The organism is Longitalea luteola, from assembly GCF_017356035.1.
In the GTDB taxonomy this organism is placed as follows: Bacteria; Bacteroidota; Bacteroidia; order Chitinophagales; family Chitinophagaceae; genus Niastella; species Niastella luteola.
The window spans coordinates 90,265-110,302 of the sequence record NZ_JAFIQX010000009.1; the positions used below are offsets into that span (position 1 = coordinate 90,265).

Below are 20,038 nucleotides of genomic sequence, written 5' to 3' on the forward strand. Positions count from 1 at the left end.
TTTGTTTTTTCTATAAGCCTGAGCGTTCAGGTTTCATTAGAAGCGAATGTTCGCACCTACCATTACCGTCCTTGGCCTGGGGTAATAGCCCAGGTCAACGCCTGATGAAAAGCTCTCGTTATAACCCACTTCAGGGTCCATGCCGTTGTATTTGGTAAATGTGAAAGCATTCAATACAGAAGCATAGAGCCGTACTTTACTCAGATAATTCTTTTTTAGCAGCGTGGAGAGATCGTACCCAAGTGTAATGGTGCTGATGCGAAGGAAACTTCCATCGTGAATGTACAGGTCGGAAAACTGCGTCCAGTTGCGGTTGTCTTCCGTTACCCTCGGTATTCTATTGGAAGAACCCGGGCCCGTCCAACGTTCCAGTATTTCAGCGGAATAATTTCCCTTTGAAGCCGACTGGTTCCGCCATGACTGCACAATTTGATTGCCTGCCACGCCGGAAGCCTGTACCAGGAAATCGAATCCTTTATAATCCAACGCTACATTAAAGCCAAAGGTGAAATCGGGGTTAGGATCGCCGATCTTTGTTTTATCATTGGCATTAATAACGCCGTCGTCATTCACATCTACAAAACGAACATCACCCGGTTGCGCATCCGGCTGGATCCTATTCCCTGTTTTGCTTACATATCCATTCACATCTGCTTCTGTCTGGAAAAGTCCATCGGTTTTCAAACCCCAGAAATATCCGACCGGGTTCCCATTGGAGGCCCGGTAAAACTCCAGCGCATTGTCGTATAAGACCCGCTCATTTCCGTGTAAGGTTTGATCAAACGTGGGAATGCGGCCGACCCTGTTCTTATTCCAGGCGCCGTTTACACCAATTGAATAATTGAAGCCCCTGCCAATGCTATTGCGATAATTAAGCGCCAGTTCAATACCGGTATTTCTTACATCACCGCCATTGATCAACATGGAATCGACCCCTGATGTTGCCAGCATGGGTATGGCGATCAACCAGTCTTTTGTATTCTTGATATAATAATCAAATGAAACGTTCAACTTTTTCATCACGGTAGCGTCAAAACCAACGTTGGTTTGTTCGGAGGTTTCCCATTTTACATCAGGGTTGCCCAAACGGAAAGGATAAGCACCTTGTGTAGAACTGCCCTCTCCAGGCCCGAAGATATAGCCGGCATCGCTGAAACCGATGGGCGACAAAAATTGATAAGCCGCTACATTTTGATTACCTACCCGCCCCCAGCTTCCGCGCAGCTTGAAGTAATCCAACCATTCAATGTTCCGCATAAATTCTTCAGACGAAGCAACCCAGCCTGCAGACACGGAAGGGAAATAGCCCCAGCGTTTATTGGGGGCAAATTTCGACGATCCATCGGCCCTGAACGTAAGATTCAATAAATATTTCTCCCTGAAGTTGTATTGCAGTCTTCCGAAGTAAGAGAGCAGCGCGTTTTCTGTGGGCCCGCCCTCAATGCCCATATAGGGCAACCCCCTGCTCACATTTTGCGCAACAGACAAATAAGCATAGTTGATATCGGGCACACGAAGATCCCAATTATATCCATTTATATCGGTCATTTTAAATTTCAATGATGAGCTCCCGGCCATTACGCTGAACTGGTGATCATTGGCCACCTTAAAATCATAGCTTAGCATATTGTCCCACTGAAGTGTGCGTCCGTTAGCCATAGCCTGCGTAACCCTGGCGGTATCATTAAACGCATAAATAGACAACCGGTACACCGGCGTATAGCCATGGCTTTGACTTGAAAAGTAATTCAAACCCAGGCTTGTGCGGAATTTCAATCCTTTAATGGGTTCAACCTGCAGGTAGATATCGCCGATCAGTCCCTGGCTGCTGTTCCGGTTGCGGGTGGTATAATCCATAACCGCATAAGGATTCGATTCGGTATTGTTCCAGGCCTCGCCAGGTCTTCCGGGATACCAACCGGTTTTATCACTGCTGAAATAGTTACCGGTTGAATCATACATGGGCAGGAAAGGGCTTGTAGTGAATGCAGCGCGCAGGGTGTTATTATACAGGCCGTCTACAGAAATTCCCCGTCTGTTCTGATAGTTGAACGTAAGATGCTGCCCCAGTTTGACGACATTCTGGTATAAATTGTGTTCGGAGTTTGCTCTGAAAGTATAGCGTTCGAAATGAGAAATACCCGGGCCGCCAACAACACCGCCCTGGCCCGTGTATCCCAGCGATGATGAATAAACAGATCCGGCGCCACCGCCCTGCACCCCCAACACATAGTTTTGCGTTGGCACATTACTTTCAAACATTTGATCCATCCAGTTGGTATTTACCGGCAAATTATTAATAACGTCATTCGGGAAATGAGGTGATTTACCAGAATTGATGGCAGCTTCGTTCATGATGATCGCATACTCTTTTGCATTCAACAGCTGAGCTTTACGCGCAACCGTTTGCCAGCCGTAAAAGCCATCGAGTGTGATCTGTGCTTTTTGATTGTTGCGCCCGCTTCTTGTAGTAATGAGCACAACGCCATTGGCAGCCTGTGAACCATAAATAGCAGCTGAAGCTGCATCTTTCAGCACATCGATGGATTCAATGTCGGCAGGATTGAGGTAAGCGATATCACCAGTTTGAACGCCATCAACGACATACAAAGGACCGAAGTTTCCAACAGTTCCCTTACCACGAATGATAACGTTCAAACCTGAGCCAGGCTGTCCGGAATAAGAGGTGATCTGCACGCCCGGCGCCTGCCCCTGTAAAGCCTGCAATGCATTGGTAGTACTTTGCTTTTGAATGTCGGCGCCTTTCACCTGCACATTGGCGCCGGTAACCAGTTTCTTCTTTTGCGTTCCGTAACCGATCACGATTACATTTTCCAGTTGATTGTCGGCTTCCTGTAACAAAATCCTCATTTCACCGGCGCCAACTTTAGTTTCCTGTGTAATAAATCCAATAGAAGTGATCACGAGCACTTCTCCGGCCGATGCGTCTATCGTAAACTTTCCCGCAGCGTCAGCTACGGCCGTGCGACTGGTGTTCTTTACCGTGATGGTTGCTCCCGCAACGGGATCGGATGTACGTTGATCAATAACCGTACCGCTAACGGTACCAGTTTGTGCAAACGTATCGCTGCTTATAAGGAATGCAGACAATATTCCCCATAGCAGCCATAACCGCAGGCAAATCGTTTTGGTTGATTTCATATATAAATATTTAACTTATCTACAGTTTAATGTTCAGTTTCTTTCCTTCATACAACACCTCCTTACCAGGCGCTGCATCGAGATCCAAAGGCATTGATCTACCGGGCGTGATCATGTTGATACGGAACGTTCTTTTTGGCAGCATTCCATCGAATGATCCTTTACGGTCGCCTATTGTAATGGTTTTTGACGTTTCATTATATTTTATTGGAATGATGCTGAATGCACCTTTCTCATAATTGTAATTGGCGCCCTCATCTTCATACAGATCGAAGGAAGCATCTGCGCCCGCATAAACGTTCAGGGTAATTGTACCGGCCGGCTTTTCTGTGGTATATTGCAGTTCAGGCCCGAAAGGAATGATAGCACCTGCTTTTACAAATACAGGCATACGTTCATAAGGCGCTTCTACAGTGATCCTTTGCCCGCCTGCATACCATTTTCCAGAATAGAGATCATACCACCCTGAACATGTTGGCAAATACAGGCTGCGTTTTGTTTGCCGGTATTCATACACAGGATTTACCAGCAAAGAGGAACCGAACATGTATTGATCGCCGATGTTTAATACGGCTGTATCTGCTGCAAAATCCATTACCAGACCCCGCATGATCGTATAGTCATCGTGGTAGGCGGCCCCAGCGAGGGAATAGATATAAGGAAGTAACCGGTAACGGAGTTTATCGTAATAAAGAAAACTTTTGTATGCCGGGTGATCTTCGGGAGCCGTGTTAAATACTTCCCGGTAAGGGAATTGTCCATGCGAACGAAACAAAGGCACAAAAGCGCCAAATTGCGACCATCGTGTCATCAATTCCCGCCACTCTTCCAGGGTTTCCGCATTTGGCTTTTCAAATTTTTCCGGCACCACAAAACCTCCAATGTCCATTGTCCAGTAAGGAAGCCCTGACATGGAAAAATTGACGCCGGCAGCTATTTGCACTTTCATATCATGCCAGGTGGCGCCAATATCACCACTCCATATTGCGGCTGCATAGCGTTGTGACCCGGCAAAGCCTGAACGGGTCAAAAGGAATACGCGCTTGTTGGGATCGGTTGAACGCTGTCCTTCGTAAATCCCTTTTGCATTTAACAATGGATAGGCATTCAGGTAGGCCGCTGCAGTTCCCAATGCAGTTGGCGTCATTTGCAATTTTCTTTTTTCAGGGTCAACATTGGAAAGAATATCCGGTTCGCTGGCATCCATCCACCACGCATCCACTCCCTTGCTATAGATCTTTTTGTTGATCAAATTCCAGAAACCTTTTCTTGCATGTTCATTGAACGCGTCATAAAATGTTGAAACATACCCTTTGCCGATCCAGTCTCTTTGCCGGTCGGCAATATTTCTTTTATACAACCAGCCATTTTTGTCAAACTGCTCGTAGGTAGAAATACCCTCATAAAATTTCGGCCACACGGAAATCATGATCCGTGTATTGTATTTTTTATGCAGCATATCGATCATACTGTCAGGCGACGGAAACCGTGTTTCGTCAAAATCCTGGCTTCCCCATTCGGCTTCCCGCCAATAGCTCCAGTCGAGCACAATATTATCGATAGGGATTCTTCGTTTCCTGAATTCATCAACGGTGGTCAATATTTCCTGCTGCGTTTTGTATCGCTCCCGGCTCTGCCAGAAACCCAGGGCCCATTGCGGAACAATCGGCGCCTTACCGGTCAGCATTCTATAGCCGGCGATCACAGCATCCATATTATTGCCGTAGATGAAATAATAATCAATTTGCTTACCTGCTTCAGAACGGAAAGCAAAAGAATTCAACTGAGCTGCTGAAAGTGGTTCCTGCCATTTTAACGACAGGTATGATTCTGCGCCTTCAGGAATCCATTCAATGCGCACGGGTATGCGGGCATTGCTTTTCATGTTCACCGGCAACAAGGCCGGTGCAGGATTCCATGCTTTACGCCATCGATCCAGCACGAGCTTTCCATCGAGCCATACCTTGAGGGAGCCGCCAAAGGTAAACCGGATTTGGTGTAATCCTGACAATTCACTGGCCAGGCTGCCTTCCCAGGTAACCATACCTGTTGCCGGCGTGAATGCTGCCGGAAGCTGGATCTTTGAATCACCGAGGAACTCCATATTTATACCTGATTCAGCCCTTTCGGTAATTATTTCCTGCGGTTTGCGCTTGTCATTCGCATACCGGGCCGTTAGCCAGCCTGGTTCTCCTTTTTTTGAAAAAAGCTGAAAAGCAGCCAGTGAATGCAGTGGCCTTGTATCCCCTGCTGTCGTCAATGAATAGTTATCCCAAAGGATGCCATAATTTTTACTGGAGATCAAAAAAGGAATGGCAACTTCCGTGTTGTTTTGGAAAAAATTAACCTGTTGGCCTCTATAATTATATATACCATCCTGGTGCTGGCCTAACCCGTACCATGCATCGTCGGCCGCCGTTTGAAATGTTTGCGAAACATTGTAGTACGGCTTGCCTTCAAAAACGGTGGGCAGGAAACTTCTTCCAGCCGGCCTGGCCTCACTCAAGATCTTTTTGCCTTTGGCATCCTGAAAAGAAACGGTGCCGGTTTTCAGGTCGACAATAGCAGTAAGGCTTTTGGTTTTTAATGTGAGCGATTCTTTGGAAGGAATTACATTCCAGGTAAGACCCTTTCTTTTCTGATAAACGGTGATCAGACTTTCGAAGGGCAGGATATCTTTTCCCGGAGCAGCAATCACCCTGATAATATTATCGGCGACAACCTCCAGTTTAACGGCGCCAGACCTGCCGGTAACCAGGGAATCCGTAAAAATCAGGACGCCATCGGGCGTAGTTATATACGCAGGAGGTTCTGCCAATAAGACATTAAAGAAAGAAAAATGCAGAAGGCTAAACAGCAGCAGTCGTAGTTTCATATTAAGCAATTCACACTTTCATTGAATGCTGTAAAACTATAATGATACTCGTTGAAACAAGGGGTCCAAATGTTTCAGAATAGGGTGTAAAATGTTATAAACAACTGATAGTCACAAGTAATTTCTCCAAACAAACAAGGTTTTGCCTGGTCCCTCGCTTCCCTAATCAATAACATTGGAAGGGCAATGGGTTGTGCGCAGGAGGCAGTGCACCGTGCGCGGCTTGCAGGTATTAAAAAATTGTTTTATTATTATTTTCGCGTATACTTAACTTTACCCTTCAATACCCTATAAAATGACATATAAAGTTTTTGTACTTGTTTTGGCAGTACTCGTTGCCAGCAGCAGTTGTAGAAGTAAAAGAGCGACCGTTAAAACACCGACAAAGGTCTATTACCCCAACACCCGCCACTCTACTCACAGGCTGCCACCCGGACAGGCCAAAAAGGTAAATGGCGACAAATCCGCCAAAGCCTATGCACCGGGTCAGCAAAAGAAAAAACATAAGCATTAACCCCCTGGTCCCTTAAAGGGGGATAATACCCCCCAGGGCCTCAAAGGGGGATGATGGAATACAAGACCATTGGCAGCGCTCAAGCGGGAGACGCTCGACTGCTCAACTATTAATTTCTTAAGCCACCGCTTCTGTTATTCTAACTGCCCTTTTAACGGGCCAGGCGTGTGGGCCTTCTGCGCATACTCAGACGGCAACAGGCCGAACTCTTTTTTAAAGGTGCGGGCAAAATATTTGGGATTGTTAAAGCCCACTTCATAGGCTATTTCAGCAATGGATAACTGGCTTTTTTCCAGCAGCTGCGCCGCCCGTTTCAACCGGATGGTCTTAATGAAATCAAGGGGCGACTTTCCAGTAAGGGCAAGTAATTTTTTATACAGGGCTACGCGGCTCATGTGCAGGGCCCGGCTCAGGTCTTCCACCGAAAACTCGGGGTTGGAAATATTGTTTTCCACCGTCTCGATCGACTGGCGAATCAACTGTTCATCCACTGAAGTAATACTTATTTCGGAAGGATTTACCTCCACCTGTTTCTGGAACAGTTTGCGCATTGCTTCCTGCTGGGCCAACAGATTCCGGATGCGCGACTGCAACATTTCATAACTGAAGGGCTTGGTCACATAATCATTAGCGCCCGCCTGAAATGCTTCCAGCTTCGGTTCAGCAGCCGAACGCGCTGTCAATAAGATAACCGCGATATGAGACGTTTGCTTATCGTGTTTAATAGTTCGGCATAACTCCAAACCATCCATTACCGGCATCATGACGTCGCTCACCACAAGGTCGGGCTGGTGCTTTTTGGTTTTCTCCCATCCCTCTGCTCCATTCACCGCTTCAATGACCGTATAACTCCGGCGCAAATTGTCTTTAAGATAAAAGCGGATGTCTTCATTGTCATCCACAATAAGCACAACCGGTTTCCTGCGCGATGATCTGCCGGGCACATCAACCGGTTCCTCAGCTGTTGCTGTGGCAAGCAGTTCTTTCCTGTGATCTGTCACCGCTTCCGTTGCCGGAACCTGTACCGGCAGCAATACAGTAAAGCAGGTTCCCTTACCCGGTTCGCTTTCCACGGCAATGGTTCCCTGGTGCAGGCGCACAAATTCTTTTGAAATGGCGAGCCCGATACCACTGCCCTGGTTCAAAATGCTGCCTGGTACATCATGCTGAAAGAAACGTTCGAATATTTTTTCCTGGTCTTCAAAAGGAATACCAATGCCACTGTCCTTCACCTTAATAGAAACATACCCTGGTTGCGGCTCGTCGTTTTTGTCGTGCTGCATACCTACCATTACCTGGATGGTGCCAAACTCAGGCGTAAACTTGAAAGCATTGGACAGGAGGTTGAACAAGATGCGCTCTACCTTATCAGGGTCAAAGGAGATCTGCAGCCCATCGAGATCTGTTGAAAAACTAAAATGAATGTGCCTGGCACTGGCCATATCGGTGAATGACAGCGAGATCTCTTTCACAAATGACACAATATCGCCTACGGACGGATACAACCGCAGTTCCTGCATTTCCAGTTTCCTGAAATCGAGCAGCTGGTTCACCAGGGCCAGCAGGCGGCGCGCGTTGCGATAGATCAACTGATACTGCTTCTTCTGTTCGGTTTCATGATCTTGTTTCAGCATTTTTTCCACTGGCGCCAAAATCAACGACAAGGGCGTTCTGAACTCGTGGCTGACGTTGGTGAAGAATTTCAACTTCATCAGGTCCAGTTCATGAATACGCTCTGCTTCTTTTTTCTGCTGCGCCAGTTGAAAACGCATATGCGCCCGTTGAATCGTGAGCCGGCGGGCGGCAAATAAAATAGCAGCTATCAGCAAGGCATAAATGATAAAAGCCGGAATGGTCTTCCAGAACGGTGGTAATATGGTTATGGCCAGTGCCGTTCCCTGTTCATTCCATACGCCATCGCCATTACTGGCTTTTACGCGGAAAATATATGTGCCGGGGTCGAGGTTGGTATAGGTGACGGTACGATGGGTGGCATCGGCGGTTAGCCAGTCCTTATTGAATCCTTCGAGCTTATAGGCGTATCGATTTTTTTCGGGGTTGGAATAATTCAGCGCTGCAAACTCCAGGGAGAAAATATTCTCATGATATTTCAGCGTTATTTCCTTTACTTCCGAAATAGCCGTTTGTAACAGCACGCGATTATTGATCACTTCGCCGGGTTGCGGACTTTTATCGAATACCCGCAGACCGGTGAGCACCACTTCCGGCACCACGGCATTATGGGCGATGGTTTCCGGACTGATGATATTGAATCCATTGGCGCCACCAAAGATCAATTCGCCGCGTTTTGTTTTCAGGGCTGCATTCTCATTGAATTCCCGGCCCTGCAAACCGTCCCGTTCATCGTAATTCCTGAACTGGATGTGCAAAGCGTCATTCGCATTTTTCTGCACCCAGGCTCTTGAAATGCCATTGGTCGTTCCTAACCACAACGTATGTGCGTTATCCTCAAGCAAGGTAAGAATATTATTCTCCGCAAGGCCATCTGCCTCAGTAAAATGCCGGAAAGTATTCGTGGCTTTGTCAAATACATTCAGGCCACCCCGGGTAGCCACCCACATATTTCCCTGGCTGTCCTTTAATAATGCGGTTACACTATTATTACCGAGGCTATTCGGGTTCTTTGCATCGTGTTCGTAATAAGTGAATTTGCCGGTGGCTTTATTCAATACATTAATCCCTGATTCGGTACCGATCCAAAGATTTCCATCCAGGTCTTCAGCCAGCGCCGCAATGTAATTGGAGTTTACAGAACCCGGTGCTTTACGGTAGAACCGGAAGCCGTTTATGCCGGGCAGAAAACGGTTCAATCCACCACTGAGCGTGCCTACCCAAAGTTGCTGTTGGGCATCTTCATAGATCTCCCAGATGCTGTTATCTGAGATACTGGTGGCGTCATTGGGATCGTGTTTGTAATGAATGAACTGCTTACCGTCGTAGCAATCGAGTCCCCCATAGAAAGAGCCGATCCAGAGTTTCTTATTATGATCGATACACAAACTAACAATTACATCGTTGCTGATGCTGTTGGCGTTGTTGGGATCGTGTTTGAAAATGCGGTAATTACCATTGCTTCGATCATAGTAGATCAGTCCGCCCCCATTGGTGCCGATCCATAGATTGCCTTTATCATCTTCTACAAACCGGTTTACATCATCGAATGGCAAACTGCGTGCATCAGTTAGCAAATGCCGGTATACGGGAAATTTGATGATGTTCTCGTGGTAATAGTTAATGCCTTTTTTATAGGTGCCTAACCAGATAATGCCGGTATTATCTCGGTAAATGGCATTAATGCTGTTCTGGCTGATGCTCTTGAGATCCTCCGGTTTATTTTCCAGGTACGAGGTGGCGCCCGTTTGTTTGTTCAACAGGTTCACGCCCCCATGATCGGTGATGATCCAGATGGTGCCGTTATTATCCTGCTGAATACCGGTTACCAGGTTGTTGTTCAGCCGCGTTGATCCTGCATCGCGGTGATAATGCACCAGCTTGTTGGTGCTGGTAGTATAACACCAGGCGCCCTGCGGCAATCCATGGGTATAGATCCACAGGTCATTGCCGGCATCGGCAAACACCCGGTATTGCATCGGCGCTTTTTCTTTGAAAATATCCGCTTTGCGAAAGATCATTTTTTCGGTAGCGGTATTATAACCTTCCAGCAAACCGTCACTATAAATGACCCATATCGTTCCGGTATTATCGGCCACCATATCGGCCACATCGGGCGTGGTTGATGTAACCGGTTGCCGTTGGAAGCGCTTTACCGTATGCGCCGCAGAGTTATAGCGGGTTATGCCCTGCCCGTTCTGCGCAAACCAGTAACATCCCTGTTTATCTTTTACAATATCGGTAACAACTGCAGCCGGTATTGACAGTTGCCGGCAATAAGCTGCTGCACTACCTATGTTTTTTTCTGAAACGGGATCAAAAACGCATTGCGCATTACGGGTATCGATCCAGAGTTTATTGTGCGGTCCTTCCTGGATCTTTACAATGAGGTCATCATTGATTGAAGTGGAGTCATTTTCTTTATGGCGGAAAACTTTAAAGGTATAGCCATCATAGCGGTTCAGGCCCGAAGCGGTGCCAAACCACATAAAACCTTTTGCGTCTTTTATTATGGATGTTATCTGGTTATGCGACAAACCGTTGGAAACATCGAGGTGTGAAAACGGATATTGCAACGGTTGTGCAACCACACACAGGATATACACCAGGCAGGCAATCGTTAGTATCAGTTTCCGTTTAAACATCATAAGCAGCAATCGCAATCAAAATGTATAATTGTTTGTATGACAATATACGCGTTATCCTGGTTAAATCAGGTTATTAAGTTATTTAGTTCATAAGTTCCTTTAACTAAATAACTTAATATCTGCGAACTGTGAACCGTAACCTTTGAACTTTAAACTTTAAACTTTGAACTGTGAACTTTGAACTGTGAACTTTGAACTGTGAACTATCTGATCTGGCCGTTACCTTGTAACAACCACTTTTCAGTGACCAGTTTTTCCAGCGCAAACGGGCCACGGGCATGTAATTTCTGGGTAGAAATGCCGATCTCGGCGCCCAGCCCCATTTCTTCCCCATCGGTAAAACGGGTGGAAGCATTGGTGTACACAGCAGCTGCATCCACTTCCTGTAAAAAGCGTGCGCAATGCTTTTTATTGTTCGACACGATGGCTTCGGAATGTTTGGTAGAATGCTCCCGGATGTGGTCCAGGGCTTCATCGATATTCTTTACCACTTTAATGGCGCATTTCAAACTGAGAAATTCCCGGTCAAAATCTTCAGGTGTGGCTTTTTGTAAATGCGGGTATCCCTTCAATAATTTATACGCTTTGGCGTCGGCAAATACTTCTACCTGGTGCTCATTGAACAACGGTTGCAATTGTTTCAGGAACACGGGCGCAACCTGTTCATCTACCAATACCGTATCTACCGAATTGCACACCGACGGACGGGAAACCTTCGCATTCACTACGATATTCACCGCTTTTTTGATGGCGGCTTCTTTTTCTACATACACATGGCAAACACCTGCCCCGGTCTCTATTACCGGTACCAGGCTGTTCTTTCTAACAAATTGTATCAGCGAATCGGAGCCGCGGGGGATCAGCACATCTACATATTTCGTGGCTGTAAACAGTTCCTGCACAGTCTCGCGGTCTGCTGGTAACAGCGTTACACAGTCGGGGTCAATGTCATTTGCCTTCAACACTTTTTTGATCAGCCTGATGGCGGCCTGGTTCGTATTGTCGGCTTCGCTGCTGCCTTTGAGCACACAGCCATTCTGGCTGCGCAAACAAAGGGCGGCAATATCAAAAGTTACGTTCGGTCTCGATTCATAAATAGCGCCTACCACGCCCAGCGGCACAGTCACTTTCTGCAGCAACAAGCCATTGTGAAGGCGGCGTTTTTCGAGCGTTTTGCCGGAAGGGTTAGGCAATTTGCTGATCTTCCTGATAGCGTTGGCAATACCAGCGATGCGTTGTTTGTTCAGTAATAAACGGTCAACTTTCGGATTGGCCGGGTCCTGCTTTTCCACATCGAGCTGATTGGCTTTTATAATAACGTTGGCATTCTTCTCCAGCTCATCGGCCAGTTGTAATAATACTGCTTTCAGTTGTTTATCGGTCGCCTGCCGCAGGTTAACAGCGGCTTTCCAGGTCTTAACTATCAATGGTTGTATGGTGCTCATCAGGCCTTTTTTAAAAAATTACAATATCATCAGCATGCGCTGCCAGTACATTGCGCTTGGAAATGCCATCGCGGATAGCATTTGCATCGAGCTTAACTTTGGCAACGCCCAGGATGTTTTCATCTTCGTCTTTTATTTGTACTACTTCCCCTGCTGCAAATTTTCCCTGCACATGGGTTACGCCTACCGTCAATAAACTGCGGCGTTGCAGCAATGCTTTGGCTGCACCTTTGTCAACCGCAAGCGTACCCAGGGTAATGCTACCGCTCGCCAGCCATTTCTGGCGGGCTTTCAAATTCGAAGGCTGGGGTTCAAAGGTAGTTCCATTCCTGTTGGTCAGGGCTTCTGCAAATGGTTCTTTTCTGTTCAGACCACAAATGATCACCTTAATACCAAGCGATGTAGCCAGGCGGGTGAATGTGAGTTTGGAGGTCATGCCGCCCAAACCGAGACTGCTCTTGCCGGTCTGTACATAACCCATCACCTTGCTGTCGATCTTTTCAACGCGAGGCATTATGTTTCCGGCGTCATCCATAAATCCGCCCACAGAAGTACAGATAATGAGTGTTTCTGCATCGAACCCTACTGCAATGAGGGTAGCGAGCTCATCGTTGTCGGAAAATTTCAGCTCCACATTGCTCACCAGGTCATTTTCGTTCACAATCGGCAAAATGCCGTTCTGCCAGAATGCTTCAAATGTTTCTTTTAACTGAACAAATTGAAACCGGTTGCTGAAATGGTGCCGTTCGCACAGCGCCTGGGCCACGGGAATGTCGTATTTGGAGAAATGCTTCTGGTATAACTGGATCAACAGCGGGTTACCCACTGCTGCAGCTGCTTTACGTTCGGTAATGCTGCCTTTATAATTCTTAATATATACCTTTCCGCTGCCCACTGCTCCGCTTGAGACCAGTACCACCCGGTGGGTCTCGAATAAAGCGGCAATCCCAGCCGCCACTTTTTTTATAATGGTATGACTAATTACTCCTTCATCATTGGTGATGACCGCAGTGCCAAGCTTAATTACTAAAACCGGTTTTTGCATGCGCAAATGTAAGACAGAAGTCGGAAGTCTGAAGTCGGAAATCCGAAGTCGGAAGTCGGAAATCTGAAGTCGGAAGGTAGTGGCACTGGCCAAACGCAGCATGCCGAATGCGAGACCCAAGGCAAATACATGGATCCAGTCTTAAACGTTCAGCCTTGGTGTATTCGGGTAAATAACTCTACATAAAACGCCTATCAAATAAATGACAATCAGCATATTACAGCTGGCATTTCCTTTTAAAGAATACTGTTAAACAGGTGATATGAAAAAGTATTATGGATTTGTTTTGTTGCTGATGACCGTGTTTTATGGTAGTTGCGGCGCCATTGAAACCATCTTTAAAGCGGGTATGTGGTGGGGAATAATAATGGTGGTGATCGTTATAGCGGTAATATTCTGGATTATCAGTAAGTTGTTTGGAAGACGCTAAAACCAATGGGCAATAGACAAGAGACAATAGACAAAAGACAAAGGTAAAACCAATTGGCAATTGACAATAGGCAAAAAGCTATTTGCAAAGCAGAACCAATTGGCAACCTCCAAACAGTTTAAAAGGTGGTGCCTGCGAATGGTACTTGCACCCACTGACCGGCTGACCGGCGGGCGATAGCCAATTTGATCAGTTAATTCCTGAATTCCTGTGAGATCATTAACCCATATTTGCCACCATCTACAATGCCGATACCCAGGCGGCCGAACTCGGGCCGAAGGATATTGGCGCGGTGCCCCGGAGAATGCATTAATCCACTGTGTGCAATATCGAGTGTTGGCGCCAGGGCAATATTTTCTCCTGCATTTGTAAATCGTACACCATCATTGCGCATGCGGTCGAAAGGCCCTTTGCCATCAGGGGCAACATGTGAAAAATAGCCGCGCTGGAACATATCTACCGAATGTTTGCGCGCAACTGCCGTTAATTCGGGATCGGCTTTGAGGATATTCAGTCCCCTTTTTATCCGCTCGCCATTTACCCAGCTTAACATCAGTGTTTCCAGATCGCCTCTGGGCGGCGGAGCAATTACGGTGAAAGGCAGAATGACGGTTTCATCTGAACCCGGTTTTACCGTCAACCGGTTCATCGTTCTTTCTACTTCAGTAAATACCAGCGATAATTTCGTTTCTATCCATTCAGCCGGGACCGACAGCATTACCACAAAGCGGCTTTCGCGTGTTTTATCAGTGATCTTATTACTGATAGGCAGAGCCAGCACCAGGGCAGCCACGATCACCGCATGTGCAATGCCATTTAAGGCGCCAGGTAAAATGCCCAGGAATTTATTATCCCACCGGCCATGTGCTTCAACCGGTATTGTATGTAATGTTTTATTCGTCAGTAAATTTATTAACACCCGAACCACAACATAGGTAGCTATAAATGCAAGGGGCAATGCCCAGGAGCCGAGGGAAGGAAAGTATTTGTTGATAAACATTGTAGGATATGGATATAATAAAAAAGTAGCGGCGATGCTGATAATCAGCCCCAGCAGATAAAGTAACTCCAGGATAAATCCTTTTTGCCAACCATCCCAAATGCCGTAGGCAACGATGATCAACAGCAATATATCAATCCAATTCATACTTGCTTTGCTATTGAAAAAACCATGCTACCAGTGGCAGTTGTATTTTCCGGCCGGCAATTGCAAGATTTACATACCAGGGGATCGTATTGTTGCTAAAATTCTACATTTTTAGAATGACCGCCGGTTTGAAAATAATAAAGGCCCGGATAGAAATCCAGGCCTGTTAAAAATCCAATATCCTATGAAAAACCGATATACTAACGGTGTTCGTGCTTTGCAAATTGTTTGCGGCTGAAAAATATTTTTTAAGGCTGAGAATGTGTTGTTTATACCTATTAAAAAACCTCAACAGCCGCTGCCTTGCATAGCCACCAACTTACATTCGTATACCGGTATTGAAAGAACTACATTATCTCATGATACCTGAATCAATAACACGTCCTACATATTTATTATCCTGCAGGATCCAGGTCACTTCATATTTACCAATGGCTTCGCTGTTCACCATGTAGATGTATAATCTCCGTTTGTCGGCAGACTGATACACCGCATTATGCGTTTTGATCGTTCCACCATCTGAATAAGTGAAATCAGGATGGTACAGATCGGCATAGGCTGTTGGCGGAATGGCCACGGTATCTTTGTTATTAACTATAACGATAACCGAAGCAATTGCTGTTGAAGGAATGGTGCCATAATCGCCATAATAAGGCTTACCATCTATCTTAACCACGTATTTCTTTTCTCCGTAGTAAGCCAGCTTGTGTTTCGAAGCGTCGAAGGGTGCGCTGGTGATCACCACTTTCAAATTATTACCCTCAAAGGTTATTGACCGCATGTTGAAATCTGTTGCCGGTATTCTTTCGAGCGGTTTTTTTCCAATACGCTCATCGATGCCGCCAATGGTAAAAGTGGCCAGGTCGTCCCGGATCTCGCCTTTGGGATATTTTGTAAAGCTTTCTCTTTTGTTGCGAAGATCGGGCAGGGATTCATCCTGGGCCATAGCGCCTACATGCAGGGCCAGCAGACACAGGCATAAAAAGGATCGCATAGAATAGTGTTGATGTGTTGAAATTGCGAATTGATCGCAGCGAAAATAGGGAGAAAGACAGGAATTTAAGCCATACCGAGGTTGAAAAGTTGAAATGTTAACAAGTTGATAGGTAAAAGATAGCAAAGCTAAGTCGCCGGTTACCAGTCACCGGCTGCCAGGGCTCACATCCAAAATTTGCAATTAAAAGCTTCATACAAACACTTAAACCGCCAAAGGTAGACGGCGCTGCGCACGCTACACTCAAAAATCCCTCTATTAATAATGACTTATACAGCAACCCGGTAACTGGCGCCTGGTAACCGGCAACGATTATTGCGCCTTTACAGGAACCAATTTGTCAGGAAACGCAGCCATTCCCTGCAGGTTGTACACTGAAAAACTATCCACGCCGTGGGCTTCGGCCGCATGGGCAAAATATTCAGGCCGGTTCTTGCCCCATTTCACCGAACAGTTCCGCAGCCGGATATTCTGCGCCTGGTCAAAATAGAACCCAGAAGTACGGCCCTTTACAAATCCTTCCACATCGGCTGGACGGCGGTCGTACACGCCGCCGGCGATCGCCGTGGTCTTATTCAGCTGCACATCTACTTCATCGAAATAAATATTGGCAATTTTATCGGGCGATTCACCGCTTACATAAATGCCGTTCTCACTAATACATTTGATATTAGTGAACGAAATATTGTACACCATGCCTACCCGCCCTTCTGTAGCGCCTTTGGGAAAACGCCAGTTGGCATCTTTGTGATCGATCTTTGCCCGGCGATAGGCGGTTACATAAATGGGCTCTGCCTTTCCCCACCACACGTCGGAAAATAAATGGCTTTCGATGATCATGTTCGAAAAGATCACATCATGCACCACGCCTTCGTCGCGGTTTTGTATGCCCACACCGCGGTTACTATTCCTGATGATACAATTGTTGAAAACCACCTGCCGGATGGTATCCATGTTTTCAGACCCGATCTTAATAGCACAGCTTCGCGAGGTCATAGTGCAGTTGGTCACGGTGACATTCTCGCAGCGGCCGAACTCCTCATATTCACGCCGGTTCTTTAAACAAATGCAATCATCCCCACTCTCGATATAACAATCGCTGATGCGTACATTTTTGCTGTGATCAAGATCGATGCCGTCGCTGTTGCGCACTTTCAGCGAATTCAATAAAGTGATGCCTGAAATGACCACATCATTACAACCGGCAAGGTGAATGGTCCAGTAAGCGGAATTCCCGATGCGAACGTCTTTAATACGAATGTTTGTACCGCCCACGATCGTGAGCACATGCGGACGCGGATCGAGCACATTGAATGGTTTTAGTTCATAGGAATCGTCCAGTTCCTTACCCATAAACGAAATGCCATTGCCATCGATCTCGCCCAGTCCGCTGATCATGACGTTCTGAATATTTTCGCCGCCGATCCAGATCGTGCCTTCGCCGGGATTCTCGCGAAAAGCGCTTTTCGTGTACACTTTTTCATTGGGATTGGCCAGCAGCTTGGCGCCTGCTTCTAAATGGAGATCGATGTTCGATCTCAAGTTGAACGGACCCGCCATAAAAACATGTGCGCCCGGTAGCAGCACCCGGCCACCGCCTGTTTTCGAACAGGCATCGATGGCCCTTTGAATGGCCGGCGCATCATTCGTTTTTCCATCACCTTTAGCGCCATAGGTCATTACATTGAAAACACGTTGTGCCTCCACCGAGCAGGTTAAACATAATAGTATATTTATAAAAAGCAGTTTTTTTAGCATCATGGTTATGTTTTATTTATCAGTGAGACTTTTAAGATCCGTCATTGGCTTTGGCCTGGCTTTTTCCTCCGCTCCCCAGGCAGATGGCTGTTGTTGCAGGTAAAGATCCAGCACCCCGCCCTTCATGAGACCGGCATAGGTGATAAAGTTCTTTTGATATAATTGTCCGTTCAACCTTACCTGTTTAATATACTTATCACCGGCAGATTGCTTGTGGCAAATGATCTGCAGTTTTTTATTGCCAGGCAATTGCAGGATCACTTTATCGAAGATGGGCGAACAAAGGAGATGCTCACCCGAAACCGGGTCAACCGGATACAAGCCGATAGCTGCAAACACATACCAGGCGCTCATTTGTCCGGCATCGTCATTGCCGCTGAGCCCGCCTGGGCCATCGCTGTATTCTTCTTCCAGGATATGCCGCACCACCTGCTGCGTTTTCCAGGGGGATGCGGTGTAGCTGTACAGGAACGGGATCTGGTGGCCCGGCTCGTTGCCATGCCAGTATTCGTTTTTAGCAAACAGGGTGTCCAGTGAATTTTCCAGGGCTTTTGTTCCGCCCATCAACCGCGCAAGACCAAACACATCGTGCGGTACATAGAAGGTGTATTGCCGGGGTGTACCTTCGGTAATGTACGGTTCGCGTTTGTCGGCCTCAAATGGTTCGTACCAGCGGCCATCGCTGTATTTGCCCCGCACCAGCCGCACGGCGGTATCAAACACATTTCTATAGTTACAGGCGCGTTTAACCAGTTCTTTATAATCGGCTGTTCTATTCAATCCTTTTGCCACCATCGCCAGGGCATAATCATCGTAAGCATATTCCAGGGTGCGGCTTACCTGTTCTTTTTTATGAAATGCATCCGGCACACTGTCTTCCATGGGAATATAACCGTATTGCAAATACGAGCTCAGGGCCCGCCGCCCTTTACCGTTCACATAGTCTTCCTCGTTCGGTATATCAAAAGCATTTTGCCGCATCAGCTTATAAACGGCTTCCACGTCATAATTCCTTATCCCTTTTGTATAACAGGAAGCAATAAAAGCAGTTACATGATCGCCGATCATGGCGGCGGTGTAACTGTTCCAGCAGGGGAAGATCGGTAACCACCCACCTGTTTGTCCTTTCAGGATCATGGAAGACACAAAGTCGCTAACGCGTGCCGGCTGCAAGATTTGTAATAAAGGCAATTGGGCGCGGTAAATATCCCACATGGAAAAATCATCATAGTACTGCCCCGTAATTAATTTATTAACCTGCGGCCCCTGACCGCGAGTTGTGCGGCGGCTAGGTGATGAGGTGAGATTCTCCGCAGACGGCGATATAAGCCCTCCGGCGAAGGGTGGATAGATGCCGCTGACATCGCTGTACAACCGCGGATGCTGCAAGGCATGGTACATGGCGGTATAGAAGATCCGTTTGTCTTTCTCCCGGTTTCCGTGCACCTGTATTTGTGCAAGGGCCTGCTGCCAGGTTTGTTTGGCTGCCGCCTGCACTGAAGCAAAATCCCAGGTGGCGATCTCAGCGTGCAGGTTTTTCTTTGCTTCCGTTGCACTGCTGAAAGAAGTGCCTATGCGAACGCGCAGCTTTTCACCTTTTTTTAGCCGGAAACCGGCAAATACACCCTGCTGGCGATTGCTTGCTGTAGTGAGTGCTATATCGCTGAAGGTACCGCCCCGTACCAGCAATTTTTCAAACTGAATATGAAAATAACCACTGAAACCGGCGCTTTTACCCCAGCCCTGGTAAATGCGATGCACCGGGTTGAACCCCCACACCTCCCCTGTTACTGAATCGATAAATACCTGTCCTTGCTTTCTGTCGCTGTTGGGCATTATCAGCAGGAACAAACTATCGTCCTGTTCCAGGGTGAACTGCATCATGCCACACCGGGCCGTAGCCGTTATTTCTGTGGTGCAATGATAAGCGGGCAATTCCACTTTATAATAAGCCGGGGTGCTTGTCTCACTGGCATGGAAAAACGGCGTTGCATAATCGGAGATCCGTAAGGAGCCGGTCACCGGCATGATGGTCATACTGCCATAATCCTGCATACAGGAACCGCTGATCCAGTGGGTACCACGGAAACCGCTGATCAAACTGTCTTTATAAAAATAGGGCGGAACACATTTGGTTTCGCCTGTTCTTGTCTGCGGCGTCCATTGCGTCATCCCGAAAGGCAGCCCGACGGCCGGAATGGTATTGGCATTTTTTTCGGAACCAGCCTCACTGTGTTTTTGGGCGGCGGCCGTTGTTGAGGGGGCGGTGCCTGATAATGGTTGTACGTATTGTAATAAATCCTGGCTATGTAAACTTACCGGTAAACAGGTTATGAGAAGTATTGTTAGTTTGAAGTTCATGGTTCAAAGTTCACAGTTATTCGGTAA

The 20,038-nt window shown here is 46.9% G+C and carries 11 protein-coding genes; 2 read left to right on the top strand and 9 right to left on the bottom strand.

Annotated elements, in window-relative coordinates; all coding sequences use genetic code 11:
* Positions 1-36: 36 nt before the first annotated feature.
* Both JUB15_RS20270 and JUB15_RS20275 read right to left on the bottom strand, forming a co-directional pair.
* On the bottom strand, positions 37-3,162 hold the full coding sequence (locus JUB15_RS20270) for a SusC/RagA family TonB-linked outer membrane protein (protein ID WP_207514473.1): 3,126 nt from the start codon (positions 3,160-3,162) through the stop codon (positions 37-39).
* Positions 3,163-3,181: 19 nt separating this feature from the next.
* Entirely contained in the window at positions 3,182-6,037 is a 2,856-nt protein-coding gene (locus JUB15_RS20275; protein ID WP_207514474.1) for a TIM-barrel domain-containing protein, read from the bottom strand.
* A gap of 295 nt (positions 6,038-6,332) precedes the next feature.
* Here JUB15_RS20275 and JUB15_RS20280 point away from each other — a divergent pair, with 295 nt between their 5' ends.
* Positions 6,333-6,551 carry a hypothetical protein gene (locus tag JUB15_RS20280; protein ID WP_207514475.1) on the top strand — a complete coding sequence of 73 codons (219 nt, stop codon included), beginning with the start codon at positions 6,333-6,335 and terminating at the stop codon, positions 6,549-6,551.
* Positions 6,552-6,685: 134 nt separating this feature from the next.
* Here the strand turns inward: JUB15_RS20280 and JUB15_RS20285 are convergent, their stop codons facing one another.
* From JUB15_RS20285 to proB, 3 genes are all read right to left on the bottom strand, one after another.
* Entirely contained in the window at positions 6,686-10,831 is a 4,146-nt protein-coding gene (locus tag JUB15_RS20285) for a hybrid sensor histidine kinase/response regulator transcription factor (RefSeq protein WP_207514476.1), read from the bottom strand.
* Positions 10,832-11,034: 203 nt separating this feature from the next.
* Positions 11,035-12,276, bottom strand: a complete 1,242-nt coding sequence (locus tag JUB15_RS20290; RefSeq protein WP_207514477.1) for a glutamate-5-semialdehyde dehydrogenase — start codon at positions 12,274-12,276, stop codon at positions 11,035-11,037.
* Positions 12,277-12,286: 10 nt separating this feature from the next.
* A complete protein-coding gene (gene proB, locus JUB15_RS20295; RefSeq protein WP_207514478.1) occupies positions 12,287-13,321 on the bottom strand; it encodes a glutamate 5-kinase in 1,035 nt (344 codons plus the stop codon).
* Between the two features lie 262 nt (positions 13,322-13,583).
* On the opposite strand from proB, the gene JUB15_RS20300 reads away from it, so the two are divergent.
* Positions 13,584-13,751: a hypothetical protein gene (locus JUB15_RS20300; RefSeq protein WP_207514479.1), complete on the top strand. Its 168-nt coding sequence runs from the start codon at positions 13,584-13,586 to the stop codon at positions 13,749-13,751.
* Between the two features lie 193 nt (positions 13,752-13,944).
* Here JUB15_RS20300 and JUB15_RS20305 read toward each other — a convergent pair whose 3' ends face one another.
* The 4 genes from JUB15_RS20305 to JUB15_RS20320 all read right to left on the bottom strand — a co-directional run bounded on the left by JUB15_RS20305 (position 13,945) and on the right by JUB15_RS20320 (position 20,011).
* Positions 13,945-14,898 (bottom strand): CvpA family protein, encoded by a 954-nt coding sequence (locus JUB15_RS20305; RefSeq protein ID WP_207514480.1) that lies wholly within the window; start codon positions 14,896-14,898, stop codon positions 13,945-13,947.
* 352 nt (positions 14,899-15,250) lie between these two features.
* On the bottom strand, positions 15,251-15,892 hold the full coding sequence (locus tag JUB15_RS20310; protein WP_207514481.1) for a hypothetical protein: 642 nt from the start codon (positions 15,890-15,892) through the stop codon (positions 15,251-15,253).
* A 312-nt stretch (positions 15,893-16,204) separates the two neighbouring features.
* Positions 16,205-17,653, bottom strand: coding sequence for a glycoside hydrolase family 28 protein (locus JUB15_RS20315; RefSeq protein ID WP_207514482.1), 1,449 nt, complete (start codon positions 17,651-17,653; stop codon positions 16,205-16,207).
* A gap of 9 nt (positions 17,654-17,662) precedes the next feature.
* On the bottom strand, positions 17,663-20,011 hold the full coding sequence (locus JUB15_RS20320) for a GH92 family glycosyl hydrolase (RefSeq protein WP_207514483.1): 2,349 nt from the start codon (positions 20,009-20,011) through the stop codon (positions 17,663-17,665).
* Positions 20,012-20,038: the final 27 nt, after the last annotated feature.